Annotated in this window: 25 protein-coding genes; 15 read left to right on the top strand and 10 right to left on the bottom strand. The window is 71.8% G+C overall.

Going from position 1 to position 26,258, the window contains the following annotated elements; translation table 11 throughout:
- Positions 1-8: 8 nt before the first annotated feature.
- Entirely contained in the window at positions 9-431 is a 423-nt protein-coding gene (locus ABGB10_RS04345; RefSeq protein ID WP_347659537.1) for a hypothetical protein, read from the bottom strand.
- Positions 432-466: 35 nt separating this feature from the next.
- Between ABGB10_RS04345 and ABGB10_RS04340 the strand changes: the two genes are divergently transcribed.
- Together ABGB10_RS04340 and ABGB10_RS04335 are read left to right on the top strand one after the other, a co-directional pair.
- Positions 467-1,303: a hypothetical protein gene (locus ABGB10_RS04340; protein ID WP_347659536.1), complete on the top strand. Its 837-nt coding sequence runs from the start codon at positions 467-469 to the stop codon at positions 1,301-1,303.
- Positions 1,300-2,571, top strand: a complete 1,272-nt coding sequence (locus ABGB10_RS04335; RefSeq protein WP_347659535.1) for an FAD-binding protein — start codon at positions 1,300-1,302, stop codon at positions 2,569-2,571. Before ABGB10_RS04340 ends, ABGB10_RS04335 begins: the two co-directional genes overlap by 4 nt.
- Positions 2,572-2,643: 72 nt before the next feature.
- On the opposite strand, the gene ABGB10_RS04330 is transcribed toward ABGB10_RS04335, so the two are convergent.
- Positions 2,644-3,774 carry a site-2 protease family protein gene (locus ABGB10_RS04330; RefSeq protein WP_347659534.1) on the bottom strand — a complete coding sequence of 377 codons (1,131 nt, stop codon included), beginning with the start codon at positions 3,772-3,774 and terminating at the stop codon, positions 2,644-2,646.
- Between the two features lie 105 nt (positions 3,775-3,879).
- Here ABGB10_RS04330 and ABGB10_RS04325 point away from each other — a divergent pair, with 105 nt between their 5' ends.
- Positions 3,880-4,161: a hypothetical protein gene (locus ABGB10_RS04325; protein ID WP_210783943.1), complete on the top strand. Its 282-nt coding sequence runs from the start codon at positions 3,880-3,882 to the stop codon at positions 4,159-4,161.
- Positions 4,158-4,568, top strand: coding sequence for a PIN domain-containing protein (locus ABGB10_RS04320; protein WP_347659533.1), 411 nt, complete (start codon positions 4,158-4,160; stop codon positions 4,566-4,568). The genes ABGB10_RS04325 and ABGB10_RS04320 overlap by 4 nt, the downstream gene beginning before the upstream one ends.
- 509 nt (positions 4,569-5,077) lie before the next feature.
- Here the strand turns inward: ABGB10_RS04320 and ABGB10_RS04315 are convergent.
- Together ABGB10_RS04315 and ABGB10_RS04310 are read right to left on the bottom strand one after the other, a co-directional pair.
- On the bottom strand, positions 5,078-5,278 hold the full coding sequence (locus ABGB10_RS04315) for a DUF397 domain-containing protein (RefSeq protein WP_347659532.1): 201 nt from the start codon (positions 5,276-5,278) through the stop codon (positions 5,078-5,080).
- On the bottom strand, positions 5,271-6,149 hold the full coding sequence (locus tag ABGB10_RS04310; protein WP_347659702.1) for a helix-turn-helix transcriptional regulator: 879 nt from the start codon (positions 6,147-6,149) through the stop codon (positions 5,271-5,273). Before ABGB10_RS04310 ends, ABGB10_RS04315 begins: the two co-directional genes overlap by 8 nt.
- Before the next feature lie 363 nt (positions 6,150-6,512).
- Between ABGB10_RS04310 and ABGB10_RS04305 the strand changes: the two genes are divergently transcribed.
- Positions 6,513-6,824, top strand: coding sequence for a DivIVA domain-containing protein (locus ABGB10_RS04305; protein ID WP_347659531.1), 312 nt, complete (start codon positions 6,513-6,515; stop codon positions 6,822-6,824).
- On the top strand, positions 6,824-7,081 hold the full coding sequence (locus tag ABGB10_RS04300) for a hypothetical protein (RefSeq protein WP_347659530.1): 258 nt from the start codon (positions 6,824-6,826) through the stop codon (positions 7,079-7,081). The genes ABGB10_RS04305 and ABGB10_RS04300 overlap by 1 nt, the downstream gene beginning before the upstream one ends.
- Positions 7,082-7,100: 19 nt before the next feature.
- On the opposite strand, the gene ABGB10_RS04295 is transcribed toward ABGB10_RS04300, so the two are convergent.
- Positions 7,101-7,955, bottom strand: coding sequence for an alpha/beta fold hydrolase (locus ABGB10_RS04295; RefSeq protein ID WP_347659529.1), 855 nt, complete (start codon positions 7,953-7,955; stop codon positions 7,101-7,103).
- Between the two features lie 188 nt (positions 7,956-8,143).
- Between ABGB10_RS04295 and ABGB10_RS04290 the strand changes: the two genes are divergently transcribed.
- The 4 genes from ABGB10_RS04290 to ABGB10_RS04275 are packed head-to-tail and all read left to right on the top strand — an operon-like array spanning position 8,144 to position 11,631.
- Positions 8,144-9,043 carry an ABC transporter ATP-binding protein gene (locus ABGB10_RS04290; protein WP_347659528.1) on the top strand — a complete coding sequence of 300 codons (900 nt, stop codon included), beginning with the start codon at positions 8,144-8,146 and terminating at the stop codon, positions 9,041-9,043.
- 1 nt (position 9,044) lies between these two features.
- Positions 9,045-9,845, top strand: a complete 801-nt coding sequence (locus ABGB10_RS04285) for an ABC transporter permease (RefSeq protein ID WP_347659527.1) — start codon at positions 9,045-9,047, stop codon at positions 9,843-9,845.
- A 26-nt stretch (positions 9,846-9,871) separates the two neighbouring features.
- On the top strand, positions 9,872-11,002 hold the full coding sequence (locus tag ABGB10_RS04280) for a histidine kinase (RefSeq protein WP_347659526.1): 1,131 nt from the start codon (positions 9,872-9,874) through the stop codon (positions 11,000-11,002).
- Positions 10,999-11,631 carry a response regulator transcription factor gene (locus ABGB10_RS04275; RefSeq protein ID WP_347659525.1) on the top strand — a complete coding sequence of 211 codons (633 nt, stop codon included), beginning with the start codon at positions 10,999-11,001 and terminating at the stop codon, positions 11,629-11,631. The genes ABGB10_RS04280 and ABGB10_RS04275 overlap by 4 nt, the downstream gene beginning before the upstream one ends.
- A gap of 18 nt (positions 11,632-11,649) precedes the next feature.
- On the opposite strand, the gene ABGB10_RS04270 is transcribed toward ABGB10_RS04275, so the two are convergent.
- Both ABGB10_RS04270 and ABGB10_RS04265 read right to left on the bottom strand, forming a co-directional pair.
- On the bottom strand, positions 11,650-12,558 hold the full coding sequence (locus ABGB10_RS04270) for a L,D-transpeptidase (protein WP_347659524.1): 909 nt from the start codon (positions 12,556-12,558) through the stop codon (positions 11,650-11,652).
- A gap of 84 nt (positions 12,559-12,642) precedes the next feature.
- On the bottom strand, positions 12,643-14,088 hold the full coding sequence (locus tag ABGB10_RS04265; RefSeq protein ID WP_347659523.1) for an alpha-amylase family protein: 1,446 nt from the start codon (positions 14,086-14,088) through the stop codon (positions 12,643-12,645).
- A gap of 275 nt (positions 14,089-14,363) precedes the next feature.
- Here ABGB10_RS04265 and ABGB10_RS04260 point away from each other — a divergent pair, with 275 nt between their 5' ends.
- From ABGB10_RS04260 to ABGB10_RS04240, 5 genes are all read left to right on the top strand, one after another.
- A complete protein-coding gene (locus ABGB10_RS04260) occupies positions 14,364-15,998 on the top strand; it encodes a ferric reductase-like transmembrane domain-containing protein (RefSeq protein WP_347659522.1) in 1,635 nt (544 codons plus the stop codon).
- Positions 15,998-17,461: an NADH-ubiquinone oxidoreductase-F iron-sulfur binding region domain-containing protein gene (locus ABGB10_RS04255; RefSeq protein ID WP_347659521.1), complete on the top strand. Its 1,464-nt coding sequence runs from the start codon at positions 15,998-16,000 to the stop codon at positions 17,459-17,461. Before ABGB10_RS04260 ends, ABGB10_RS04255 begins: the two co-directional genes overlap by 1 nt.
- 78 nt (positions 17,462-17,539) lie before the next feature.
- On the top strand, positions 17,540-18,148 hold the full coding sequence (locus ABGB10_RS04250) for a redoxin domain-containing protein (RefSeq protein ID WP_347659520.1): 609 nt from the start codon (positions 17,540-17,542) through the stop codon (positions 18,146-18,148).
- Entirely contained in the window at positions 18,145-19,035 is an 891-nt protein-coding gene (locus tag ABGB10_RS04245; protein WP_347659519.1) for a cytochrome c biogenesis protein CcdA, read from the top strand. Before ABGB10_RS04250 ends, ABGB10_RS04245 begins: the two co-directional genes overlap by 4 nt.
- Before the next feature lie 251 nt (positions 19,036-19,286).
- Positions 19,287-22,430 (top strand): discoidin domain-containing protein, encoded by a 3,144-nt coding sequence (locus ABGB10_RS04240; RefSeq protein ID WP_347659518.1) that lies wholly within the window; start codon positions 19,287-19,289, stop codon positions 22,428-22,430.
- 130 nt (positions 22,431-22,560) lie between these two features.
- Here the strand turns inward: ABGB10_RS04240 and serS are convergent, their stop codons facing one another.
- The 3 genes from serS to ABGB10_RS04225 all read right to left on the bottom strand — a co-directional run bounded on the left by serS (position 22,561) and on the right by ABGB10_RS04225 (position 26,233).
- Complete coding sequence (gene serS, locus ABGB10_RS04235) at positions 22,561-23,847, bottom strand: serine--tRNA ligase (RefSeq protein ID WP_347659701.1); 1,287 nt, start codon at positions 23,845-23,847, stop codon at positions 22,561-22,563.
- 96 nt (positions 23,848-23,943) lie between these two features.
- Positions 23,944-25,026 (bottom strand): MerR family transcriptional regulator, encoded by a 1,083-nt coding sequence (locus ABGB10_RS04230; RefSeq protein ID WP_347659517.1) that lies wholly within the window; start codon positions 25,024-25,026, stop codon positions 23,944-23,946.
- A 25-nt stretch (positions 25,027-25,051) separates the two neighbouring features.
- Complete coding sequence (locus ABGB10_RS04225; protein ID WP_347659516.1) at positions 25,052-26,233, bottom strand: saccharopine dehydrogenase NADP-binding domain-containing protein; 1,182 nt, start codon at positions 26,231-26,233, stop codon at positions 25,052-25,054.
- Positions 26,234-26,258: the final 25 nt, after the last annotated feature.

Genomic DNA, 26,258 nt, shown 5'->3' with positions numbered 1-26,258 from the left:
GCCTCCGATCAGGCGCGGTGGGCGCCCGTCCCGACCGCGTCCGGGTCGCCCAGCACGGTGTCCAGACGCCCGTCCCGATCACTGTCCACATAGGTGATGTCGGGGATCCCGTCGCCGTCCACGTCGATCTGGACGACGTCGGCCACACCGTCACCGTCGAGGTCGGTGACCACCTCCACCGAGCCGTCCAGGTGGCGGGTCACGATCGACTGCGCGCCGGGAGCGCGTGGCGGCGGCCCGGGCGCCGGCACCGGCGTCGGGGCCGGCGCGGGTGCCGGTGTGGGGCGGGGACCGGGCGTGGGCGCCGGGTGGCTCGGCAACCCGCCGGCCGGTGGCGCACTGGCCTGCTCGATGTCGATGCCGGTCGGGTCCAGCTCCTCCTCGGAGGGGAAGACGTCACCTCGTGCGGCCGGATCGCGGTAGCTGCTCATGGGCGTAGGGTTCCCCGACGACGACGAGAACAACCGTGCCCGATCGACCGGTGTCCCTGGTGCCCGGTCTGGCGGAAGATGTCGGGACCGACGCCACGGTCATGAACGGGGGTCCGAGCGTGGAACTGCGCCGGAATCGGGGGGCCCGTGCGCTCGCCCTGGTGTGCGTACTCGGTGGGGTGCTGCTGTTGGTCTATCCCAGCGACGGCCACCTGCTACGGACCATCATCGCGGTAGGGGTGATCGCGCTCGGCGCGTTGGCGCTGGTCAGCGCGCTACGGCCGTTCCGGTTCGGGATCCACGCGGACGGGCTCAGCATCCGGCGGCCCGGCCTGCGCCGGGAGATCCGGTGGGCCGAGGTCGCCACGCTGGTCCTCGACGAGCCGCCCCGCCGCGACGGTTACCCGACACCGCCGCGACTGTTGCTGGTGCCTGTGCAGGGTGTGCCGCGTGAGCTGGTGAACGCCCGTCACCCGCTCGACGGCCGCCCCGCCATCGAGCTGCTCGTCCTCGACCAGGTCCGCGAGCAGCCCGAGCAGGTGTCCGCCGCGCTCACCCGCCATGCCGGAGACCGTTTCGTCGACCTGGTCGCGCTGCGCCGCGCCGCCTTCGCCGCCCCGGACCTCCCGATCGGCCTGCGCGGCTACCAGATGGACCGGGTCGACCGGTTGATCCGACGCGGCCAGGACGCCCTGATGTCCGGCGACGCGTCGGCCCGGCAGGCGGCCCGGGGCGAGATCGAACGCGCCACCGCAGCCGGTCTGCCGAGAGCCCAGCGTGGTTACAACACGTACCAGACGGATACGGTTCTGGACGCCCTCGTCACCGCGTTGGCCGACCAGCAGTCCACCGATCGGGAGACCGCTACATGATCGAGCAGGGACCGAACACCGCGTCGACCACCGACGTGCCGCGCCGTAACTGGGCCGGCAACGTGCGGTACGCCGCCCGGGCGTTCCACCGGCCGACCTCCACCGACGAACTGCGCCGACTGGTCGCCGGCAGCACCCGGCTCCGCGCGGTGGGCAGCGGGCACTCCTTCAACCGCTTCGGCGACACCGACGGCGACCTGGTCAGCCTCGCCGGGCTGCCCACGGCCGTCGAGGTGGACCGCGAGCGCGGGCAGGTCACCGTGAGCGGCGCGATGCGCTACGGCGACCTCGCCCGACAGCTGCACACCCAGGGGTACGCGTTGGCGAACCTCGCCTCGTTGCCGCACATCTCGGTCGCCGGCGCGGTGGCCACCGCCACCCACGGCTCCGGTCAGACCCACGGCAACCTGGCCAGCGCGGCCGCCGGCCTGGAGTTGGTCACCGCCGACGGCGACCTGCTGCGAGTCGACCGCGACACCGACAGGTTCGCCGGCATGGTGGTCGGGCTCGGCGCGCTCGGCCTGGTCACCCGGGTCACCCTGGACGTGGTGCCGGCCTTCGAGCTGCGCCAGTACGTGCGGCTCGACCTCGGCCGGGAGGCGTTGGACGAGGCGCTCGGCTCGGCGTACAGCGTGAGCGTCTTCACCGACTGGCGTACGCCCCGACTGCGCGAGGTGTGGCGCAAGCAGGCAGCCGACCAACCGCCGCCCTCGGCGGACTGGCTCGGCACCACCGCCGCCGTCCAGCCGCGGCACCCGGTGCTCGGGATGTCGCCGGAGAACTGCACCCCGCAGCTCGGCGAGCCGGGCCCGTGGCACGAGCGGCTGCCGCACTTCAAGCTCGGCTTCACCCCGAGCAGCGGTGACGAGTTGCAGTCCGAGTACCACGTGCCGCGTACGGCGGCGGCCGACGCGCTCGCCGCCCTGGACGACGTGGCGCACCTGATCGCCCCGGTGCTGCTGGTGTGCGAGCTGCGTACGGTGGCGGCCGACGAGTTGTGGCTCAGCCCGAACCACCGGCGGGACAGCTTCGTCGTGCACTTCACCTGGATCGACGACACCGCCGCCGTACTGCCGGTGGTGGCCGCGGTGGAGGAGCGCCTGGCGCCGTTCGCGCCCCGCCCGCACTGGGGCAAGGTCTTCGTCACCGACCCGGCGGAGCTGGCCGCCCGCTACCCGCACTACGCCGACTTCAGCACCCTGCTGACCGACCTGGACCCGAAGGCCAAGTTCCACACCGACCAGCTGAACCGCTACTTCCCCCGCTGACCTCCCCCCGCGCCGGTTGATCATGAGGTTAGCGGCATCGATACCGGCGTGTCGCGCCCGCTAACCTCATGATCAGCGGGAGCTGGCGAGGGTGTTGCGTTGGACCGCGCGGGCGATGTCGCTGGGGGAGACGATCCCGGTCAGGCGGCCGTCGTCCCCTACCACCAGGGCGCGGCCGTCGGCGCACTCGCTGAGCCGGGGGAGCAGGTCGTTGAGCTGCTCACCGGGCTGGGCCAGCACCAACTGGTCGGCTCGGCAGGCCACCTCCGCGAGGGTGGTCGACGCCCGCCGGTCGGGCGGTACGCCGCGTACCCGGTCGACGGTGACCAGACCGGTCGGTCGGCCGTCCTCGGTCAGCGGCAACGCCGAATGCCGGTACGCGAACAGGTAGTGGTCGACGAAGTCCGCGACCGTCACCTCCGCCGAGACGGTCTGCGGCTGCGGCGTCATCACGTCGCCCACCCGTATCCCGCGCAGCGCGCTCCCGGTGCGGGCCTGCCGTTCCTCCGCCCCGGCCGCGCCGATCAGGAACCAGCCGATCAGGGCCAGCCAGAGCCCACCGAAGCCGACCCCGGACAGGAACTGCCACAACCCGAGGCCGATCAGCAGCACACCCAGCACCCAGCCGGCCCGGGCGGCGACCACTGACGCCCGGGTCCGGTCACCGGTGGCCTTCCAGACCGCGGCACGAAGCAACCGACCGCCGTCCAGGGGCGCGGCCGGCAGCACGTTGAAGACGGCCAGCAGCACGTTGATGCCGGCCAGCCACGCCACCGCCCCGAGCAGCAGCCCACCCTGCCCGGCCAGCGCGAGCAGCGCGGCCACGGCACCGAAGAACGCTCCGATCAGGAGGCTGACCAGCGGGCCCACGCCGGCGATCCGCAACTCCGCGCCCGGGTCACGCGGCTCGCCCCGCAACTCGGCGACGCCGCCGAACAGCCACAGCGTGATGCCGTCGACAGTCAGCCCGTTGCGCTTGGCCACCACCGCGTGCGACACCTCGTGGGCGAGCAGACCGACGAAGAAGACCACCGCCGCGGCCAGGCCGGCGAGGGTGTACGCCACGGGCGAGCGATCGGGGTACGAGCGGGGGAACTGGTTGGCGGCCAACCCCCACGCGATCAACGCGAAGATGACCAGCACGCTCCAGTTGACGCCGACCGGCACCCCCGCGACCCGGCCTAGCCGGAAACTGGCCCTCATCCCACCGGGATACCCCAGGCGGGCCCGCACATGCCAAACGCGGCTGAGCCGGACACGAGAACTGTCATCCTCCCTGCCTGAGTATGCAGCGGGTAGGCTCAGAGTATGACTCGCCGCATCACCATCAGCCTGCCCGACGACGTGGCCGCGTACGTGGAGCGCACGCAGGGCAACACGTCGGGCTTCATCACCGGGATCCTGCGCCGGAAGATGCGCGCCGACAGCCTTCGTGCCCGATGGGCGCAACTCGGCTACGTGGTGACCGACGAGGATATCGAGCGGACCCGTTCGCACCTCGCCGCACGAGCGCCGATCACCGACGAACAGCACGCCCGTAACGCCGAGTGGCTGCGCCAGTTCGACCAGGACGGGTCGGCTGCCGCGTGAACGGTCTTGTCCTGGACACGTCCGTCCTCCTCGCCTATGCCTCCGGCACGAGCATCGAGCCGGGGGCGATCCTGACCCTCGCCGAGGAGGACCCGGAGCAGGAGGTGTGGATTCCGGCACTTTGCCTGGGTCAGGCTCAGCTGGAGGTGGCTGGCACGCCAGCGGTACACCTGCTCGACCTGCTTCTCAGCGAGGAGCGGGACATCAAGGTCGCGGTGTACGACGCGCCGACCAGCCGGCGGGTGGCCCGGATCGCAGCACGGTTCGACGTGCCTCTGGACGTCGCCCACGCCGTGGCGACCGCCGTCCTGAACCGCTGCTACCTGGTCACCCGTGACCCCAAACGGGTCACCCCAGCCGCGCCGCCCGATCTGGAGATCCTCGACATCTCCCTGCGCTGGGGCTAAGCCCGGCCTGAACTCGTGTGTGCGACCCATGGCCGGACCATCCATCCTGGCGTCTGCCTCGTGTCGGCAGGGCAGGTTCAGTTGAGAAGTCGACCGATCGGGCGGAGATCTGTGAGCTATCGGAGTCAACCGCGCGGCCAGCAGCGGCGGCATGCAGCTTTGCCCCGCTCACGAGCGGATGCCGCGCTCACGCGCTCCACCTTGTTGATGGTGCGACCCTTCTTCTGTGCCTGGCGGACGCCCTGAAGGTAGCCAGGACATTCGTCATCTCGATGGAAGGTCCGACCGCCGGTGGTCACGATGCCGCACGTCCCACCCGGCGGCCAGCGATTTTCGAGCTGGATCTGCACAGCTTGGGCATCCTTCGCCCGTTTCCTGCGTCGCTCGCCGTCGCGTTGACCGCTGAGTCCCATGGTCTGATTGTTGCCATCGAAGTGAGCACCGTCGAGCCCTCGATCGGGGGCGGCATGCGCAACCTCCGCGCCAGGGGAGGCTGCGCATGCCCGTCGTCATGGACGGATATCGCCAGCCTTCGCGGCTTCGACGAAGGTCGACCAGGCGGTCGGGCCGAATGTCAACACCGGGCCGGTCCGGTCCTTGCTGTCGCGAAGCCCGACGACGCCGGGCAGGTTGTCGGCGACCTCGACGCACTCGCCGCCGCTGTTGCTTCGGCTCGACTTGCGCCAAGCGGCATTGGTCAGGTCAGGCACGGGAGAACTCCTCTGCGACTTCATGGATCAGGCTCTTGGAACGGGACTCGTTGAGGGCTCGGACGGTCATGTCGGCCCAGATCGTGTTGTAAACGGCTATCTCGTGCGGCTTGTCGAGATAGATCGCGCCGGTAGCCGCCTCCAAGTACGCCACCGGTGGCTCCACCTCCTTGTCACGGTTGTCTCGGGGGAACTCAAGGACCGAGAAGGCCCCGGCCGTCATCCCGGCATGCAGACCGGCAGAAAAAGTCAGCACGCGGACGATTACGTTCGGTAGTTCCATGGCCTTCAGGATCTGGTGAAGTTGCTCAGCCATGAGCGTGGCACTGCCAACCGGCCGGCGCAGCACGCCCTCGTTGATTATCACGCTGAGTTTCGGGGCTGAGAACCGAGTGAGCAGGGTCTGTCGTTCGACCCGAAGCTGGATGGCGCGCTGCTGCTCCTCCTTGTCGCTGGCGTCGATCGCGCTGGTCGGCAGCTTGAACACTTGCTCGGCGTAGGCGCGAGTCTGAAAAAGACCGGGGACCAGTTCAGCTTGGTACTGCCGAATGGTGGCTGCTGAGTCTTCGAGCCCGATGTAGAGCTGGAACCAGCGCGGTAGGCCGGAGCCGATGTAGTCGTGCCACCAGTTCTTGTTCTCCCGGGTGGCTGCCGTCATGGCGAGCAGCAGCTCGGAGTCCTCGGCGGACGCGCCGTAGAGGTCGAGCATCTGCCGTACATCAGCCTGTCGGAAGCGGACGTGTTCGGCGCCGTTCTCGATCCGGTGCATGGTCGCCCGTGCCCGGTCCAGGTGCTCGGCGGCCTGCTCCATCGTCAGCCCGGCTGCCTTGCGTAAACCCTCCAGCTTGCGCCCGATCTGCCGGCGCAGCATGGTCGAGCCGGTTACTGACTGTGACACGGCCTTACCTCCGTCGATTGCGATCCGTAGACAGTCGCTCGACCAATTGAAGCGGCCCAGTGTCTCATAAGCAATAGACACGCTACAGCCGGTGCATTCGCCAAGCCATGTTGCCTGTGAGGCGAATCGATTGCGATGTTGCAATTACGCCTCAGTGCTGTTTCACTGCCTCTGCGGCCACTGTGGAGTTCGTGCAGCTCAGTGGCCATGGATGCCCTGCTCTCGTACCGCTGATGAAAGCTGCGGTGGCAGGTGCCGGGGTGGGTCCGCCGGTGCGCGGCGGGCCGGCGGGCCCACCGTTCACAGGTCAATCTCCACGGTGAGAGGCAGGTCGTCATGCGCGTCTTCTTCCGGCATGCCCGGCGTCGGCAGCGGTCGGTCCACGGGCCGACCAGCTACCGCTCGGCGGCCTACCACCCGTTGCGGCCATGGCAGGTGCGCGAGAAGCAGTTTCGCCCGACCCCGCTCGGTCGACGCGGCGTCGAGCCCCGTGAGGTGCGGGAATTCCTCGATCAGGTCGCCGGTGATCTGGCGATCGTCTACGACGCGCTGGCCCAGAGCCGCCGGGAGACCGAGCGGGTCAAGGACGCGCTGCGCCAGTGGCAGTCGGCGCAGGCGCGCGCCCGCAACGAGCGGAGCCAGGGCTGATGAGCGAACGCTGGGTAATCCATCTACCCGTGGTCGCCGGTGACCTGCTGAGCGCACAGCGGCTCGCCCGCGTGGTCGCGCACTGGGCACACGTCCTGCCGCAGCTCGACCCTGTGGGCACCACCGTCTCGGCCGAGGACGACCAGAACGTACGCCACTGGGTCTTCTGCGACCGGACTCTGCCCGAGGGGCAGCGCTGCCTCCTGCGGGCCGACCACGACGGTGCCTGCTCGCGGCGGATGACGAGACGGCGATGAGCGACTCGGCGATGGGCGTTCAGCGGCGGGGGGTTTCGCTGGCGATGGTCGCCTCGCGGGGTAGGGCTGCCGCGCGCAGCGCCCAGTCCAGCGCGTAGTCGGCGATCCCCTCCCAGCCGTCCTGCCCCACGGTGAAGTGTGTGCGGCCGGGAAACTCCTGGTACGCGGTGAGGGCCCGGGACTTCTGGTAGAGCCCGGCGTTGGCGCGGACCACCGACGCCGGCACGACGTGGTCGATGTCGCCGGCCATCAGCAGCAGCGGGGCACGGTTGTCGCGGCCGACGTCGACCCGGGCGGGTGAGCGGGGGTCGAGGTTGGCGAACGCGCCCTCGAAGAACACCCGGCCGGCGCCGGGGACGGCGTAGCGCTGCCAGGCCCGGTCGGAGTCCTCGCGGCTCATGGCGTTGCCGAACGTGTAGGCGAAGTCGTCCGGGGAGAACGGGACGGCCCTGCTCCGGTTGGCGGGGCTGCGCAGGATCGGGAAGCCGGAGCGCAGCTGACTCAGCGGCACCTTGAGCACACCCTTCACCGCTGCGGGATGCACCCCCACCACCGCCGCGCCGAGACCCCGGTCGGCGAGGACCTGCGCGAACAGACCGCCGAACGAGTGCCCCATGATGATCGGCGGTCGGGGCAGAGCCCGGATGATTCTGTCGTAGTGGGCGACGATCGTGGCCATGCTCTGCTCGGCGATCGGGCCGGGATCGTCACGCAACTGCTCCACGGACCGGTCCATCCCGGGCCAGGCGGGGGCGATGACGTGCATGCCGCGCGCGGTGTACCGCTCGACCCACCCCTCCCAGCTGCGCGGGGTCATCCAGAGCCCGTGGATCAGCACGACCGTGTCGACCTGGCCCTGCGGCGTGGCACCCATGGCGTCCTCCCGGTGTCGCGGCGTCCGGGCCGGCGGTTACCCGCTGCCGCGCCTGGAATGCCTGTACCGGCGTGTCCACTCCGGCGGGGCGGGCATGTGCGGGGGAGCGCGGCCCCTGACAAATGTCACGGCCGGGACGTGACGGCCGCTCCAGGCATCGGGGTACGCGCCGCCGGAGCATGACTGACATGACCAGTACGCATCCGGCTGTCGAGTTGGACGGCCTCACCAAGTCCTTCGGCGCGGTCACCGCTGTCGACGGGTTGAGCCTGCGGGTGCAGCCCGGCGAGGTGGTGGCCTTCCTCGGCCCGAACGGCGCGGGCAAGACCACCACCATCGACATGCTGCTCGGGCTGGCCCGCCCGGACGCGGGGACCGTCCGCATCCTCGGTGGCACCCCGGACGAGGCGGTGGCCCGGGGCCGGGTCGCCGCCGTCCTGCAGACCGGCGGGTTGCTCAAGGACCTCACCGTGGGCGAGACGGTCGAGATGACCGCCCACTTCTACCGACACACCCGCCCGGTGGCCGAGGTGCTGGAGCGGGCCGGCATCGCCGACATCGCCGGGCGGGTGGTGGGGCGCTGCTCCGGCGGCCAGCAGCAGCGACTGCGCTTCGCGTTGGCCCTGCTGCCCGACCCGGACCTGATGGTCCTCGACGAGCCGACCACCGGTATGGACGTCGAGGGCCGCCGGGACTTCTGGCAGGCACTGCGCCGGGACGCCCGGGCCGGACGTACCGTCATCTTCGCCACCCACTACCTGGACGAGGCGGACGCGTACGCCGACCGGATCGTGCTGGTCCGGCAGGGGCGCGTCGTCGCCGACGGCACCACCGCGGAGATCAAGAACCTGGCCGCCGGTCGCACCGTGCGAGCCACCCTGCCCGGCGCCGACCAGGCCGCGCTCGCCGCGCTGCCCGGGGTGGACACCGTGGAGGTACGCGGGGACAGCGTGCTGGTCCGCACCAGCGACTCGGACGCCATCGCCCGGCACCTGCTCACCCGGACCACCGCCCGGGACGTGGAGATCACCTCCCGCAACCTCGAGGACGCCTTCCTCACCCTGACCACCGCGCAGACCGGAGCCTGAGATGACCACCCTGTCGGCCACCCCGCCCCGCACCGACCAGCCGGACCGCCGGCTGCCCGCCCTGGGCGGGTTCTCCCCGGGCGTCCTGCGCATCGAGTTGCGCCGGGTGCTGCGTAACCGCCGGACCCTCGCCTTCACGCTGATCATGCCGGGCGTCTTCTTCCTCATCTTCGGCCTGCCGCAGGGCGGGCAGAACCTGGACAACGGGCGTCCGGTCACGGCGTACGTCATGATCAGCCTGGCCGTGTACGCGGCCATGGTGGCGACCACCAGCGCCGGCGGCGCGGTGGCCACCGAGCGGGCACTGGGCTGGAGCCGTCAGTTGCGGCTCACCCCACTGCGCCCGAGCGCGTACGTGGCCACCAAGCTGGCTACCGCGATGGCCCTCGGCCTGCTCGCGGTCGTCGTCGAGTTCCTGGTGGGCGCGGCGGCCGGCGTCCGGGTTCCGGCGTACGTCTGGCTGCTGTCCGGGCTCGCCGCCTGGATCGGCTCGCTGGTCTTCGCCGCGTTCGGCCTGTTCGTCGGCTACCTGGCGCCGGCCGAGAACGTCATGCAGTTCATCGGCCCGATCCTGGCCGTGCTGGCCATGTTCGGCGGGCTGTTCGTGCCGGTCGAGGTGCTGCCGGAGGTGCTCCAGCACGTCGCCACGTTCACCCCGGTGTACGGCGTGGGGGTGCTGGCCCGCGCTCCACTGACCGGCGACGGGGTGAGCATGGCGGCCGTGGCCAACCTCGTGGTCTGGGCGCTGGTCTTCGGCGTCGGTGCGGCTCGGTTGTTCCGCCGGGACACCGCGCGGGTCTGACCACCGTGACGGCTAGCGTGAACCCGATGGACCTCGCGACCGTGCAGCCCCGGCCGGTGAGCCGCCACTGGCGGTTCACCGGCTGGCTGCTGGCCGCCGTGTGGCTGTTCTTCCTCAACGTGCCACTCGCCACCGCGCTGCACCAGCCGGAGCTGTGGCGGCGGATCCTCGGAGTGACTGCGCTGGTCGCCTTCGGCGTCGGCTACGTGCTGCTGTTCCAGTGGGCGCGTGGGCTGCGCCAGTCCCTGCGGCCGATCCCGGCCGGTCGCGCGCGGGCCGGGCTGGTGCTGCTGCTGGTGGTGGGCCTGGCGAGCATCCCGGGGACCGGCGGGGACTGGCTGGCCACCCTGGTCTACGTGGCGGCGGCAGCGGTGTTCCTGCTGCCGTCGTGGGAGGCGTTGGCGACCGTGGTGGTCTGCGCCGTGACCCCCGCGTTGGCCTCCTGGCTGGTGGCGGGTTGGGAGGCGGAGAGCGGCATCGTCTTCGCGGTGCTGCTCGCCTCGTTCGCCATGTTCGGGGTTTCCCGGTTGGCCCAACGCAACAGCGAGCTGCGGGCCGCCCAGCAGGAGATCGCCCGGCTCGCGGTAGCCGAGGAACGGGCCCGCGCGGCGCGGGACCTGCACGACATCCTCGGGCACTCGCTGACCGTGGTGGCGATCAAGGCCGAGCTGGCCGGCCGGCTGATCGAGGTGGACACCGACCGGGCCGCCGTCGAGATCGCCGAGGTGGAAGCGCTGGCCCGGGCGGCGCTCGCCGACGTACGGCAGACGGCTGGGGCGTACCGCGAGGTCACCCTCGCCACGGAGTTGGCCGGCGCCCGCTCCGCGCTGGCCGCGGCGGGCATCGCGGCGGATCTGCCGGCCGAGGTGCCGGACCTGCCGCAGGAGTGGGACCGGTTGTTCGGTTGGGCGGTACGCGAAGGGGTGACGAACGTGGTCCGGCACAGCGGGGCGCGGTGCTGCACGGTCCGGGTGCACCCGGACCGGGTCGAGGTGAGTGACGACGGGCGTGGGCCGTCCACTCCCGACGCCAGCGGCTCCGGCCTCGTCGGCCTGCGGGAGCGGGCGGAGCGTTTGGACGCGGTGGTGACCGTCGGCCGCCGACCGGGCGGCGACGGTTTCCTGCTGCGGGTACACGCGCCGGGGGAGGCGCGGTGAGCGGCGAGTCTCCGCCGATCCGGTTGCTGCTCGCCGACGACCAGGCGCTGGTCCGGGGCGCGCTGGCCGCGCTGCTGTCGTTGGAGCCGGACCTGACCGTGGTGGCCGAGGTCGGCCGGGGCGACGAGGTGGTGCCCGAGGCGCTGCGCAGCGCCCCCGACGTGGCCCTGCTGGACGTGGAGATGCCCGGCCTGGACGGGATCGCGGCCACCACCGCGTTGCGGGCCGCGTTGCCGACCTGCCGGGTGCTGGTGGTGACGACCTTCGGCCGGCCCGGCTACCTGCGCCGGGCGATGGAGGCCGGCGCGAGCGGCTTCGTGGTCAAGGACACCCCGGCCCGACAGCTCGCCGACGCGGTCCGCCGTGTGCATGCCGGCCTGCGGGTCGTCGACCCGACGCTGGCGGCGGAGACCCTGGCCACCGGTGTGAGTCCGCTGACCGAGCGGGAGACCGAGGTGCTGCGTACGGCCCGTGGCGGTGGCACGGTCGCCGACCTGGCCGGGGCGCTGCACCTCTCCGAGGGGACGGTACGCAACCACCTCTCGGCGGCGATCGGCAAGACCGGCGCGCGTAACCGGGCCGACGCCATCCGGGTCGCCGAGCAGAACGGTTGGCTGCTCGGCGACTGAACGAGGGGCCCCCGGCGCTCAGGCGGTCGGCGGTGGGGTGGGCAACTGGTCGACCACCACCAGGCTGCTGCCGGGGCGGACCTCGGCGAGCAACTCCCGTTGACCGGAGCGGGTGAGCCGGATGCAGCCGTTGGTGGTGTTCTCGCCCAACTCGTCGTCGTTGTGCCAGGTGTGCACGCCGATGTGCGCGCCGCGCAGCCCGGCCGGCACCGACTCCGGGTCGTCGGGCACCGACCCGAGCGCGTAGATGTCCACCCCGCCGTAGACCGACTCCGGCGGTGGGGTGCGGCCCAGGATGAAGGTCCGCCCGAGCGGAGTGTCCTGCCCCGACTGGCCGAGGCTGACCTCCCAGGAGCGCACCGCCTTGCCGGCCCGGTACCAGGTGAGTCGGTGGACCTTGCGTTCCACCACGATCTGGTCGCGCAACGGCACGGTGTCGAACCCGCCGGGGGGCAGCCAGGCGAGCCGCCGATTGGCCGAGGGCAGCAGGACCGCCGTCCAGCCGGCGTGCCGGTCGGCGATCGGCATGGTCAGCTCCACGCCCCGGATCGTCGGCTCGAGGAAGGCTCGCGGGCGACCACCGGGCGCGTCGTACGCGGCGATCCGCTTCGTCGGGTGCGCGCCCTCGGTCAGCGGCGTGGTGTCCATGGTGGCCGGGTCGGCGGGGAACCCGCCGGGGGCGGGGTCGTAGTCGACCACCGGCAACCCCGCCGGGGCGGGCGCGGCCGGGGGAATCGACTCGTCCGCGTTCTGCTCGACACTGCTCGGCGTCGGGTCGGCTGCCGCGATGACCCGTTCGGGGGCCGTCGGGTTCGGAGTGAGGGCCTGGCCGACCAGCAACGCGGCCACCAGCAGCACGGGTACGGCGATGGCGGCGGTCACCCAGACGCCACGCCGGCGATACGGGGACATTCGGTCGAAAGGCACGAATCCACTGTATCGGACCTGAGCTGCTAGGAAGGGCCCCCTGTTATACAAAAAGTGATAACAAGGGGCCCTTCCTTGCAGGGGTCAGACTCGGGCGCCGATGTGGATGGCTACCGCGTCGTGTGCGGGCACGTTGGCGGCGAACCAGCCGTTCCCGTCCACCGTGATCACCGGCCCGGTGCACGTGCCGCCCGTGTAGGTGCCGTGGATGACATCGCAGTACCGGCCGGCGGGCAGCCCTGTGTAGTAGGAGCGGCCGTTGACCGCGGAGTCCTCGTCGTTGACGGTGAGGTAGCCCTTGCCGCTGCGGCTGAACGCGATGTGGTTGTTGCCGTTGTCGTACCAGTTGGCCATGCCAGCGCCCTCGGTGGCGTTGCGGAAGTCGACCATGTTGGCGATCACCGGCCAGCGGTGCTCGCACTCCCAGCCGGAGTAGCAGGTGGTGTCGAGCGTCTTGTTGTTGCCGTCCGAGGGCGGGCCGGCGTCCCGGCTGCTGAAGGTGTAGCTGGACATCACGGTCGGCGAGCCGTACGGCCAGGCCAGCATGAACGCGTTCGCCAGCGCGTAGATCCCCCGGTCGCGGTAGGTGAGCACCCCGCCGCTGTCGCGCTGGGTGTCGTGGTTGTCCACGAAGACCGAGGCCGGACCGCTGGGCAGGTGCCCCCAGCCCTCGCCGAAGTTGCGCAGGTACGCCAGCCGCTCCGAGCGGAACACCCGGGCCAGGTCCTTGCCGTAGCGGAACTCGTGCACGTCACCGTTGCCGGTGTACTCGGTCGGCTGGATCGGCTCGCCGGCGCCGTGGATGACCTCCTGCACGAGGTACGCCGAGCGGGACAGCTTGCCCTTGATCGCGGCGATGTCGGCGGCCGGCATGTGCTTGCTGGCGTCCAGGCGGAAGCCGTCCACGCCGAGGGAGAGCAGGTCGTTGAGGTACGTGGCGATCCTGGTCCGGACGTAGTCCGACTCGGTCTTCAGGTCCGAGAGGTTCACCAGTTCGCAGTTCTGCACCTCGTACCGGTCGTTGTAGTTGACGATGTCGTCGCCGCCGTTGCGGCCGCAGTGGTGGAAGTCCTGGGTCTGGTAGATGCCCGGGTAGTCGTAGTGCGAGTAGGACGATCCGGCCCAGCCGGTGCCCCCGTTGGCCTGGCCGGACATGTGGTTGATCACCGCGTCGACGAGCACCTTGACCCCGGCCGCGTGGCAGGTGTTCACCATGGACTGGAACTGGGCGCGAGTGCCCTTGCGGGACTCGATCCGGTAGCTGACCGGCTGGTACGCCAGCCACCACTGGTTGCCCCGTACATGTTCCTGTGGGGGCGAGACCTGGACGTAGCCGTAGCCCTTCGGGCCGAGGGTGCTCTGGCACTCGGCGGCCACCGAGGGCCAGTTCCACTCGAAGAGCTGGACGATGACCTTCCTGGTGCCGGGTGGGGCGGCGAGGGCCGGGCTCGCCGGCACGGTGGCGGGGACGAGCAGGCTGGCGATCAGGCCGAGGGCGAGGATCGCCGAGCCGCGTCGACGTCGATGCATCGGGACTCCTGACGGGAGCGGGGGTGGCGGAGGTGGTGCGGCGGGTCACCGTCGGGCTGCTCGAATCTTGCAACCCCTGCCGAAATTTGCCGAAAGATTACAAGCGTGTTGCAAGCACTGTCAACGCATGGATATTCATCGCTGCATTTCGGGTCTGGGAGAGGGCACAACGCATCGCGGCGCAACTCGGTTCGATCCCAGCCCAGAAATTTTTGGTGACCGGTGATCCGCGCGCCCCGTCAGTCCGTACTGGATGGGGGAGCAGGGGTCGGCCGGTGGTGCGCCGCCGCGAGACGATCGAGGAGCAGATGGCCCGGGCACAGCAGGACAAGAAGGCGGCCAAGGTCCGGACCAGCGCCAGCAGTCGGGGGGTGCGAACCCCCTCGCGGTCGGCGGCCGGCATGCTGATCGCGTCGGCGCTTGCCGCGCTCTGGGCGGCGATCATGCTGACCGGCGTCGGACAGAAGGCGTACGCGTACGGCTTCTTCTTCACCGAGTTCTTCGCCGGGGTGATCTCCCTGGTGGCGTTGAGCCTCACCGTGATGCTCGGTCTGCTCGCCACCGACCGGCTGGTGCTGCGCATCCCGCACCGCGTGCTGATGCAGTCGGCGCACCGTGCCACCGGCGTGCTGGGCGTGGCCGGGCTCGGATTCCACGTCCTCACCAAGATCGCCACGGGCCGGGCGGCGGCGACCGACGCGGTGGTGCCGTTCGTCGGCGGCCGAGGGCTCTACGTCGGACTCGGCACGGTGGCCGCCCTGCTCATGGTCAGCGTGATCTGGACCGGAATCATCCGGGCCCGGTTCGCCGACGTCGGCCCGAGGTGGCTGTGGCGCGCCCTGCACTCGACCGCGTACCTGGCCTGGCCCTTCGCCATCCTGCACGGGCTCAACGCCGGCCGGGCCGCAGCGCCCTGGGTGATGTTCAGCTACCTCGGTTGCCTCCTGCTGGTGGTGCTGGCCCTGCTGGTGCGGCTCTCGGTCACCATCGGTCGGCGCAGCCGCGAACAGCACCAGGCGGCGGTGCGCAACGCGGTGATGGCCGGTCGGGCCAACGACGCGAAGACCGCCCGGACGCTGTTGGGCGGGTTGGGTCGACGCAGCAGCTCCGCCGCGGAGAAGCGCCCCGCCTGGGCGGACACCACCACCGCCACGTGGGCCGCGCCGGCCGCGCGGCGGGACCCCGAACGCTTCACCGTCCCGGTGGTGCCCGAGCCGGGCTCCCTCGTGGAGCCGGCCCGGCCCAGCCGACGTCGACGCGAAGAGGAGCCGGCTGCCCGCCGCGACACCGAACGGTCGTCCCGCGGCCGGCGCGACGAGGCGGAGTCCACCACCCGCCGGTCGGCCCGCCGCAGCGTCGAGGAGACCGGCAGTCGCCGGCGCGACGAGGAGGAGGTGGAGCCGGTGGCCCGGCGGCGTGGCTCGCGTACCCGGGACGAGGAGGCTCCGACCCGCCGGCGACGCGCCGAGGAGCCGGCCGCCGAGCGGACCAGCCGCCGGTCCCGCCGCGAGGACGAGGAGAGCCGGTACTCGGCCCCGCCGCTGCCGACGGCCGAGCCCGAGGAGCCGTGGGACAGCCCGCGCCGGTGGCAGGCCGACGAGCCGATCTCCGCCGGCCCGGTCTCCGCCGAACCGATCTCCAGCAGCCCGATCTCGGCGACGCCGCGCAGCGGCAGCGGCCGGCACAGCGCGGAGGACGACCTGCCGGAGGAGCCGGACTACTGGCGCCCGCCGGCCCGGTACGTGCCGGACGAGGTGCCGCCCGTCGACGACACCCCGACCCTTGTCGACCTGGCCTCGCGGCGCGCCAAGCGGGCCGCCGGTGAGGGCCGCTCCGCCAAGCGCCGCAAGGCCAGCGCCGACGCGGTGGACGGGGCGTACTGGGCTGGGCTGCGGGGTGAGGCGAAGTGATGCGGACGGCTGTGCCACCGGTCGCCTGCGTGGGTGAGCCGCGGCTCACCGCCGGCTTCGCCGAGTACGGCCGGCTCGACCTGGCCGCGCACGAGGAGGTGCACGGACCGATCGGGCCGATGGAGCCGGCGCAGCTGCTCCGGCTCGCCGAGGGCATGCAGCTCAAGGGCAAGGGCGGGGCGGGTTTCCCGTTCGCTCGCAAGCTGCGCGCCGTGCTGGAGTCCTGCGAACGGCAGGACCTCGCCGCCGTCGTGGTGGTCAACGCCACCGAGGGCGAGCCGGCCAGTTGGAAGGACAAGGTGCTGCTGACCCGCGCACCGCACCTGATCCTGGACGGCGCGGCCCTGGCCGCGTACGCGTTGGACGCCGACGAGATCGTCATCGGGGTGGCCGACGACGGGGTCGGCCGGGACTCGCTGATGGAGGCCCTCGAAGAGCGCCGGATGCCGGTGTTGACGACGATCGTCACCGTGCCGCACCGGTTCATCTCCGGTGAGGGCGGCGCACTTGTCAACGGGATCAACGGCCTGCCGCACATCCCGCCCGGCACCAAGAAGCGCTCCAGCGACTCCGGGGTCAGCGGTCTGCCCACCCTGTTGTCCAACGCCGAGACGTACGCCCAGCTCGCGGTCGGCGCGAGACTCGGCCCGTACGAGTACGCGGCGCTCGGCACCGACGACGAGCCCGGCACCGTGCTGCTCACCGTCACCGGCGCGGCGGGTCGGCCGGCCGTCGTGGAGTGCACCGCGGGCATGCCGCTGCGCGACGTGCTCGACCTGTGCGAGGTCCCGGACGTGCAGGGCATCCTGATGGGCGGCTACCACGGCAAGTGGATCACCCCGGAGGCGGCGGAGAAGGCCGAGGTGTCCCGCAAGGGTCTGGCCGCGGTCGGCGGCACCCTCGGCGCGGGCATCATCGTCCCGGTCGGTGTCGACACCTGCCCCCTCGGTGAGGCCGCGCAGGTGGTGCGCTATCTCGCTGGGGAGTCCGCCGGCCAGTGCGGACCGTGCAAGATGGGCCTGCCGGACCTGGCCCGCGCGGTGGACCTGGCCGTGGCCGGCAGCCAACCGGCGGACGTGGTGCGGGCCGCCGCCGGCGAGGTGAAGGGCCGGGGCGCGTGCAGCCACCCGGACGGCACCGCCCGGTTCGCGCTCTCCGCGATCGAGGTCTTCGCCGACGACCTGCGGTTGCACAGCACCGGCGACGGCTGCGGCCGACGGGTCAAGGGCGTGATGGGGCTGCCGGGCGCGCCGGACGCGAACCCGCAGAAGCTCACCCTGGACTGGTCGCGCTGCGACGGGCACGGCCTCTGCGCGCATGTCGTACCGGATTTCATCCGGCTGGACGCGAACGGATACCCGGCCTTCCCGCCCACCCCCGTGCCGACCTGGCTGCGGGAGGGCGCGCTGAAGGCGGTCAAGGTGTGCCCGGAGCTGGCGCTGCGCCTCGCCAAGGCGGAGTAAGGAAGGGCCCCTTCTTAACGCCTCAGGTATAGGAAGGGTCCCTTCCTAACGAGAATGGAGATCGGGATGCGGATGGGCATGGCTGGGGCAGCAGTGGTCGGGCACCTGCGCCTCGCCGCCACCGCCGGGGCGCTCGTCGTGGTCCTGTTCGGCGCTGCGGCCTGCACCGGCACCGCGCCGGGCGGGCCCGCGGCCGGGCCGGCCCCGACCCTGACCGGTGCACCGACGGGCGCGGCGACCAGCGTGCCGCCCGCAGCGCCGCCCGCAGCCCCGGCCCAGGTCCCGGACGTCCTGCGCTTCACCGGGACCACCCTCACCGGTGCCGCGTTCGACGCGGCGCAGCTCGCCGGCAGGCCGGTGGTGCTGTGGTTCTGGGCGCCGTGGTGCGCCACCTGCGCCAGTCAGGCGTGGACGGTGGCCGAGATCGCGCCGAAGTACCGGGACACCGTGCCGATCGTCGGCGTCGCCGGACTGGGCGAACAGCGGGCCATGAAGGAGTTCGTCACCGAGTTCGACCTGACCGGGACGACCCAGGTCGACGACCGCAAGGGCACGCTCTGGAAGCGGTTCAAGGTGACCGAGCAGAGCATCTTCGTCATCATCGACCGGACCGGCAAGGTGGTCCACCAGGGATTCCTGGACGGTGAGGCGCTCAGCGCCCGCGTCGCCGCCCTGGCCGGGGCGTGACCGCCGCGCTGCTGCTCGCGCTGACCGCCGGCATGCTCGGCGCGGTCAACCCGTGCGGCTTCGCGTTGCTGCCCGCGTACCTCTCGCTGTTGGTCGCCGGGGCGTCGGACACCCGCGGCGCGGTCGGCCGCGCGCTCACCGCGGCGGCCGGGCTGACCCTGGGGTACGTGTTGGTCTTCGGCGCGTTCGGCCTGGCGCTCGCGCCGCTGGCCGGCTGGCTGCGGCCCCGACTGCCGTGGCTGACCGTGACGCTCGGCGTGCTGCTGGTGGTGGCCGGTTGTTGGCTGCTCGCCGGCAGGCGACTGCCCAGCCCCGGCTGGTCGGCCCGGGCGCCCCGGCTGACCCGGTCCTGGCCGTCGATGGCCCTGTTCGGCGCGGCGTACGCGTTGGCGTCGCTGGGCTGCGCCATCGCGCCGTTCCTGGCGATCGTGGTGACCAGCCTCCAGGCCGACTCGACCGGACGAGGGCTGGCACTGTTCGGTGCGTACGCGCTCGGGATGGGTCTGGTGGTCGCGGTCGCCGCGCTCGGGGTGGCGCTGGTGCGCGACGGCCTGGTGGCGCGGCTGCGTGTGGCCGGCGCGCTGGTGCCCCGCCTCAGCGGTCTGATGCTGCTGCTCGCCGGTGGCTACGTCGCCTGGTACGGCTGGTACGAGTTACGGCTGGCCGCCGGCCGCCGCGACGCCCTGCACGACCCGGTGATCCAGGCAGCGTCGAAACTGCAGCACACCCTGGCCGACACCCTCGACCGCATCGGCCCGGCGCTGTTGCTGGCCGTGCTGGCCACCCTGATCCTGACCGCAATCCTCGTCAAGCGCCTCCACCGCCCCCCGCCCAACCCCGTTGACCATGAAGTTGTCGCCGTGACGCCCCGAGGCGAGGGGCAATAACTTTAAGATCAACAGCCGGGGTGCGGGCGGGGAACGTCGGCCTGCTGGTGCTGCTCAAGGATGGCCGGGAAGAGCCGGCTGGTGGCCAGCGCCGAGCCGTTGAGCGTGTGCACGAAACGGGTCTGCCTGCCGCCCGGCTCGCGGTACCGGAACCCCCGCGGGCCGCAACCCTGAGGCAAGGGCGTTGGTCTTGACATCCGAAAACGATCGTCGGAGTCTGTCTGACAACGTTGTCACACCGAAGGACCACCATGCGCATATCCGAATTCGAACTGAGCAGGCGGCGGCTCCTCATCCTTGGCAGCGCCGTCGGCGCTGGACTCGCCATCGCCCGACCCGCCGCCGCCCAGGCCGCCCCAGCCGCCACGCCGTCACCGGCCGCAGCCACCGGCCCGGTTGCCGACACCTACCACGCGCTCCTGCTCGCCCACACGCGATGGTCGGAGCAGCAATGGGATCCGGCGATCAACGCGTACCGCCTCGCGGACTTCAGGTTCGCGGTCGTCCTCGGCAACGCGGTCCTGCTCAGCTCGCCTGGGTACGACCCAGCCGTCGCCGGCGTCGACCGGGACACCCTGCACGGCCGCACCCTCGCCACCATCCGGCGGTACGCGGCCACCAACCGGCTCGCCGGCGGCACCGAGTGGGGCCGACAGCTGTTCTGGGACAGCACCTTCGAGCTGTACTTCGTCCTGGCCGCCCGGCTGCTCTGGTCCGAACTGGACGAGGTGACCCGCAACAACGTCGACCGCATCGCCCGCGGGCAGGCCGCCTACGCCCATTCCCTCGGCACCGGTAACGACCCGCTGAGTGGCAGTTGGACGCCGAACGGCCTGACCGGCGGCTGGATCGGTGACACCAAGCTCGAAGAGATGGGGGTTTACGCGCAGGCGATCGCGCCCGGCCTGGCCTGGGCGACGGACGACCCCTCCGCCGCGGCGTGGCGCGAGCGGTTCCTGACGTGGACGCTCAACGCGACCGGACTGCCCCCGGCCGACCGCGCCAACCCCGCCATCGTCGACGGGCGGGCGGTGGCGGAGTGGAACACCGCCCACAACATCTACGACACCTTCGTCGTCGAGAACCACGGTTCCTTCGGCCCGCACTACCAGGAAGAACTGTGGCGTACCGCGGGCCGTACCGCCGCGCACTTCCTGACCGCCGGCCAGCCACTGCCCGAGGCACTCACCCGGCAGCCCAACGGCGACCAACTGTGGCGGACCATGCGACTGATGGCCAGCGACGCTGGCGAGCCGTTCATGCCGATGGTCGCGGACCGCTACCACCTGTACGGCCGCGATGTCCTGCCGCTCGCCTTCCTCGCGCAGGTCCAGGGCGACCGGCACGCAGCCCGGGCCGAGGCGGACCTGGCCGACCGGCTCATGCCATACCTGAACTACCCGCCCGAGAACCGGCTCACCAAGTTCAGCGGCGAACCGAAGTACGAGCCCGAGGCCCGGGCCGAGGTCGCGATCAGCTACCTCTTCCATACCTGGCGGGCAGCCAACGGCGGCGCGGTCAAGCCGGTTGATGGCACCACCTTCTTCACCGCCGCGGCGGGCACTCGGGATTTCGGGGAACAGGCCGGCCTGACCGCCCAGCAGACCCCGACCGCCTTCGCCGCAGCGGTCAGTAAGACCGGGTATGTGTCGTTCCAGTGGGCCCCCGCCCACGACAACTGGTTGTTCGACACCCGCGCCGCGTCGCTGCTGCCGAGGCAGTCCGCGCCGGTCCTCGGCCGCACCTCCGCTGCGTACACCACGGCCCGGGACGGTCTCGACGCCACGGCCACCGTTCTACGCGTCGCCGATGGCACCGCCGGATACGTCACCCTGCCCACCGGTACGGTCGTGTACGCCACCACCGGCATCGGTGCCGATGAAGGTGCCCTCACCCTGTTCAACCTGGACATGCCCGGGGTACCCGGGCTCACCGGCACCCGCACCTTCACCGGCGAACAGGGGTCCGTCACCCTGGCTGGACAACAGGGCGTCGGCGACGGCGGAACTGACCAGATCAGCTTTGCGTCTCGTACAGCCAGGTACGTGCGGATGCTCGGCCGATCCCCCGTCAATCAGTACGGCTACTCGCTGTTCGCCTTCGCCGTGCTCGACGCCAGCGGGGTCGACCTCGCCACCGGACGGCACACCACGGCCTCGTCCGCCGACCCCGCCTACCCCGCACCACGCGCGACCGACGGCAACCCCGGCACCCGCTGGGCTGTCGCCCGTGAGGAACGCGGCCGCGCGGACAGTTGGCTCGCCGTCGACCTGGGCGCGGCAATCGACATCAGTGGCGTACGCCTGGACTGGGAGGCCGCGTACGGCACCCGCTACGTCATCCAGACCTCTCTTGACGGCACCAACTGGAGCGACGCGGCGGTTGTGCCGGACAGCCCGACCATCGCCGGCTCCTGGCTGGACGTCGACGGACGAGCGGGTCTGGTAGTCCACAACGGCCAGAATCCGATCACCGTGACCGCCACCACCGTCACCCTGTCCAGCGGACCGGCCACCGGTAGCACTCGGCTGATCATCGAGGGGTACGCGGGCGCGAGCAGGTCGGCCCTGGCCACCGCGGCGTCTCGAACCCTGCCCAGCGGCGGTCCGGAGGCGTTGCGGGTGAGTGACGCGGACGGATACCTGAGCCTGTTCAACCTCTCCGACGACGACATCACGACGGCGGCCGTCACGCTTTCGCAGCGTGCCACGCTGCGGCTGTACCACGGAAGCCAGGTCACCGGGTCGGGGACCACCAACTACCAGGTCGACCTCGCCGCCGCTACCGCACACGTCGAGCCGCCCCGGTTCACCGCGACCGCGACACGGCCTGGGAAGGCGATTCCCGCCGGTACCCGGTTCGACGTAACCGACTCGCACCACCTCCGAATCACCGCACCCGCCGAGGACATCGTGATGGTGCAGCTGGAGTCCGCGGCCGGTGGCGCCCGACAGCGAGTGACGGTACCCGCTGGACGTAGCCGGGACGTCGCGTTCGCGGGTGGGACGGTGACGCCGACCAGCGACCTGGCCCGGTCTCGGACGACCTACCCGACGTCACCGCTCCCGGCTGGTATGACCGACCCGTCGGCCGCCGTCGACGGCGACCCGGGTACCGCCTGGCAACCCGGCCCGAACGGCCGATTGGTGATCGACCTCGGATCGCTCCAGGATCTGGCATCGGTCCGCCTGACCTGGACCCCCGGTCGGCGGCGGCCGGTCACCGTAGCCACCTCTGCCGACGGACTCGGCTACGTAGCGGTCGCCTCGGTCCCGAAGCCGCGACCCGAGACCACCATCTCGACCAGGTCCTCGGGGCGGTACGTGGCGATCGCGGTCGCCGACTGGCAGCCCGGTGACGCCCGGCTGACCCACGCGGAGGTGTTCGGTGCCTGAACCGGCACCGCCTGTCCGCGCAGGAGCCGGAAAAGCTCCGCGTCGGGATTGACCACGGACGGCGGCGGGACCGATGCGAACGCATCGGTCCCGCCGCCGTCGACCAGGTTCGGGGAGCGTCGTCCTCCAGCTAGCGCAGGGGGGTCAGACGGTCGGTGCCCAGGCGCTCCTGGAGGACCTTGGGGATCAGGACGCTGCCGTCGGCCTGCTGGTACTGCTCGAGGATGGCCGGGAAGAGCCGGCTGGTGGCCAGCGCCGAGCCGTTGAGCGTGTGCACGAAACGGGTCTGCTTGCCGCCCGGCTCCCGGTAGCGGATGGCAGCCCGACGCGCCTGGTAGTCGCCGGCCCAGGAGACCGACGACACCTCCTTGTACTTCCCGGTGCTCGGCATCCACACCTCGATGTCGAGGGTCTTCTTCATCGAGGCGCTGGCGTCACCGGCCGAGAGCAGGGTGCGCTGGTAGTGCAGGCCCAGCCCCTCGACCAGGCTCTCCGCGTGGGCGAGCATCTCCTCCAGCGCGGCGTCGGCCTGCTCCGGAAGGGTGAACTGGAAGATCTCCACCTTGTTGAACTGGTGCCCGCGCACGGTGCCGCGCTCGTCCGAGTGCGAGCCGGCCGACTCCCGCCGGTAGCACGGGGTGTACGCGAACGCCTTCAGCGGCAGCTTCGGCGTCTCCAGGATCTCGTCCTGGTACGCCCCGAGGATCGCCGTCTCCGACGTGGGCAGCAGGAACTGACCGCGCGGGGCGGACGCCGAGTCGAGGTGGTAGACGTCGTCGTAGAACTTGGGGAACTGCCCGGCGGCGAAGCCGGCCGAGTCCAGCAGCAGGTGCGGCGGGAGCAGGAACTCGTAGCCGGCCCTGATGTGCTGGTCGACGAAGTAGTTGAGCAGCGCCCACTCGAGCCGGGCACCGATGCCGGTGTAGATCCAGAAACCGGACCCACCGAGCTTGACCCCGCGCTCGTAGTCGACCAGGCCCAGTGCCCGGCTCAGCTCCACGTGGTCGCGGACCTTCTCGATCACCGGCGGTTCGCCGAAGGTCTTCACGACCTGGTTGGCTTCCTTGCCGCCGGCCACGACGTCGTCGCTGGGCAGGTTGGGCAGCTCGCTCATCGCGTCGCGCAGTCGGGCCTGCACCTCGTCCAGCTGGGATTCCAGGTCGGCGAGCTGTCGACGCTCGGCGTCCGGCGCGACGACCTGCGGCTCCTCGCCGGCACGCTTCGCCTGCGCGTACGCCCGGGCCTCCGCCTTGCGGCGCTGCCGCTCGGCGTCGATCTCCGTGATCAGTGCGCGTCGTTCCTGGTCGAGCCGCTGGATCTCGTCCAGGGCACGGGTGACCTCGGCGGGATCCAGACGCTTCGCCAGCGCGGTCGCCACCGCCTCGCGATCCTTCCGGATCAACTCCATGTCGAGCATGCTGCTCCGTACGCCTCCGTCCGGGGTCACAGGTGAACCACCAGATGCTACCGTCGCGGCCCTCCCGGCCCGGGACGGGGAGTGACGACCCCGGTTCTACAGCCGGATCGGCATCAGCACCGAGTAGGTGTCCGCGTCGTCCGGACGGCGTACGGCCAGCGGGGCGATCGGCCCGTCCAGCTCCAGCACCAGTTGCGGCGCGCCGCCCGCGTTCAACGCGTCCAGCAGGTAGCCACCGTCCACGCCGATCCGCAGCGCGTCGGTCCCCGGCTCAGCGGCGGGGAGCAGCCGTAGCCCGCCCTGGTCGTCGACGCCGAGCACGGTGACCTTCCGGGTCGTGCCGTCGTGGTCGAGGGCGACCGTGGGGGCCGCCGGGTCGGCCAGCGCGGCGCGCAGCGTGGCCACGTCCACCGGGATCCGTCGCGCGGCCGGCCGCTCGCCGACGGACTGACGCAGCAACCGGTGGTAGTCCGGGAAGTCGTACGGCAGGGCGGTGCCGGTCACCGTGCGGTCGGCCGCCCGCACCCGCAGGTCCGTGCCCGCCACGGTCAGCCGTACCGGCCAGGCGTCGGCGGTGTCGAGCAGTGGCCGGAGCTGGTCGACGAGGGCCACCGGCACGAACACCCGTACCGGCGGTCCGTCGACGTCGGCCCCGGCCCGAGCCAGCGCGAGCCGGTACCGGTCGGTGGCGACGAGCCGGACGCCGTCGGGCTCCACGTCGAACAGCACGCCGGCGAGCATCGGCAGCTCCGGGTCGACGCCGACGGCGAAGCGCACCGCGTCGAGCGCGGCGGCCAGGGCGGCGGGGGAGACCAGGAGCGTGGTGGCGGTCGGTGGGGCCGGGTCCACCAGGGCCCGGAGCCGGTCGACCTCGCGGCGGGCGTCGCTGAGCCCGTCGGCGAGCCGGCGCAGGTGCGCGTCGAGCAGTTGGTGCACCACGGCCGGCTCGGCGCGTACCGCGGCGGCGATCTCCGGCACCGGCATGCCGATCCGGCGCAGCCCGGCCACCAGGCGGGCCGGCGCGATCTGCGCGTCGGTGTACCACCGGTAGCCGGTCACCGGGTCGACCAGGGTCGGCTCCAGCACCCTCGCCGAGTCGTAGAAGCGCAGGGCGCTGACGGTCAGACCACTGGCCCGGGCCAGCTCACCGATGCTGTGCAGGTCGCTCACGCTGGGCATCCTGCCCCCTCGACCCGGTCGAGGGTCAAGCCGAGCGGTCCAGCACCCGGAAGGAGAGCCCGGCCCGGACGAGCCGGTCGAGCAGCGCGTCACCCATCGCGGCGACCGGGGTGAGCTGGCCGGCGCTCGGCGGCAGGTCGTCGAGCGCCAGGCAGAGCGCCGACTCGGCGAGCATCTTCGCCGTCTCGTCGTAGCCCGGGTCGCCGCCGGAGACCTCGGTGACCACCCGCTGGCCGCCTCCGGTGCCGACGAACCGCACCCGGAACCAGGACGCCGCCCGCTGCTGGGCGGTGGGCCCCTGCCCGGACGCGAGCCGACCGAGCAGCCAACGTCGGCTGGGTGGCAGTTTCACCAGCCCGATCAGCGCGCCGAGCCCGGCCGCGCCGGCCAGCACCGTGGGCAGCCGCTTCACCGCCGCGAAGTGCCGGTAGCGGAAGTCCGGGCCGTACTCCGGGCGGGCCACCGCCGAGCGGCGGACCACCTGTGGGTCGATGGTCGGCAGCGGGACGGTCCAGATGCCCAGCTCGGCGGAGCGGGCCAGCCGGCCGGGCACCGCCCGGACCCGGCGGTCGGTGGGGCGCGGCTCGACCGCACGGCGGTCCCGGGCGGCCTTGCTGGCCTGCGCGGTGCGGGAGAACGCGGTGAGCACGGAATGGTACGTGCCGCCGGAGAACCGACCACCGGCGCGCACGTAACCGTCCACGGTGATCGGCACGTCGGCGGGCAACTGCTTGACCGTGAACCAGGCCCCCAGGTCGTGTGGAATCGAGTCGAACCCGCAGGCGTGCACCAGCCGCGCTCCGGTGCCGGTCGCCTCGTCGTGGTGGCGCACGTACATCAGGTCGACGAACTCCGGCTCGCCGGTGATGTCCAGGTAGTCGGTGCCGGCCCGGGCGCAGGCCCCGACCAGCGGTTCCCCGTGGTGGACGTACGGGCCGACCGTGCTGGCCACCACCCGGGTGCTCTCCGCCACCGCGCGCAGCGAGGCCGCGTCGGTCACGTCGGCGATGAGCAGCGGCAGCTCGGCCAGCGTCGGGTCGATCGCGGCGAGCCGGTCCCGGACGGCGGCGAGACGCTGCTGGTTGCGCCCGGCCAGCGCCCAGCGCAGCCCGCCCGGCGCGTGCCGGGCCAGGTATTCAGCGGTCAAACCGCCGGTGAACCCGGTCGCCCCGAACAGCACCACGTCGTACGTCCGCTCCCCAGCCATCCCCAGAGTCTGCCATTCGTGGCCC

The sequence above is a fragment of the Micromonospora sp. B9E7 genome, assembly GCF_039871815.1.
GTDB lineage: Bacteria > Actinomycetota > Actinomycetes > Mycobacteriales > Micromonosporaceae > Micromonospora.
This window is presented reverse-complemented; position numbering and strand designations above follow the sequence as displayed.

Coding starts and splice junctions, on each gene's coding strand:
- ABGB10_RS04285 (WP_347659527.1), top strand. CDS start 9,045: ATGACCACCCTGTCGGCCACCCCGCCCCGCACCGACCAGCCGGACCGC.
- ABGB10_RS04295 (WP_347659529.1), bottom strand. CDS start 7,955: ATGGGTGCCACGCCGCAGGGCCAGGTCGACACGGTCGTGCTGATCCAC.
- ABGB10_RS04330 (WP_347659534.1), bottom strand. CDS start 3,774: ATGAGGGCCAGTTTCCGGCTAGGCCGGGTCGCGGGGGTGCCGGTCGGC.
- serS (WP_347659701.1), bottom strand. CDS start 23,847: ATGCTCGACATGGAGTTGATCCGGAAGGATCGCGAGGCGGTGGCGACC.
- ABGB10_RS04230 (WP_347659517.1), bottom strand. CDS start 25,026: ATGCCCAGCGTGAGCGACCTGCACAGCATCGGTGAGCTGGCCCGGGCC.
- ABGB10_RS04335 (WP_347659535.1), top strand. CDS start 1,300: ATGATCGAGCAGGGACCGAACACCGCGTCGACCACCGACGTGCCGCGC.
- ABGB10_RS04250 (WP_347659520.1), top strand. CDS start 17,540: ATGGCTGGGGCAGCAGTGGTCGGGCACCTGCGCCTCGCCGCCACCGCC.
- ABGB10_RS04325 (WP_210783943.1), top strand. CDS start 3,880: ATGACTCGCCGCATCACCATCAGCCTGCCCGACGACGTGGCCGCGTAC.
- ABGB10_RS04300 (WP_347659530.1), top strand. CDS start 6,824: ATGAGCGAACGCTGGGTAATCCATCTACCCGTGGTCGCCGGTGACCTG.
- ABGB10_RS04255 (WP_347659521.1), top strand. CDS start 15,998: ATGCGGACGGCTGTGCCACCGGTCGCCTGCGTGGGTGAGCCGCGGCTC.
- ABGB10_RS04240 (WP_347659518.1), top strand. CDS start 19,287: ATGCGCATATCCGAATTCGAACTGAGCAGGCGGCGGCTCCTCATCCTT.
- ABGB10_RS04225 (WP_347659516.1), bottom strand. CDS start 26,233: ATGGCTGGGGAGCGGACGTACGACGTGGTGCTGTTCGGGGCGACCGGG.
- ABGB10_RS04305 (WP_347659531.1), top strand. CDS start 6,513: ATGCGCGTCTTCTTCCGGCATGCCCGGCGTCGGCAGCGGTCGGTCCAC.
- ABGB10_RS04265 (WP_347659523.1), bottom strand. CDS start 14,088: ATGCATCGACGTCGACGCGGCTCGGCGATCCTCGCCCTCGGCCTGATC.
- ABGB10_RS04310 (WP_347659702.1), bottom strand. CDS start 6,149: ATGCTGCGCCGGCAGATCGGGCGCAAGCTGGAGGGTTTACGCAAGGCA.
- ABGB10_RS04290 (WP_347659528.1), top strand. CDS start 8,144: ATGACCAGTACGCATCCGGCTGTCGAGTTGGACGGCCTCACCAAGTCC.
- ABGB10_RS04280 (WP_347659526.1), top strand. CDS start 9,872: ATGGACCTCGCGACCGTGCAGCCCCGGCCGGTGAGCCGCCACTGGCGG.
- ABGB10_RS04345 (WP_347659537.1), bottom strand. CDS start 431: ATGAGCAGCTACCGCGATCCGGCCGCACGAGGTGACGTCTTCCCCTCC.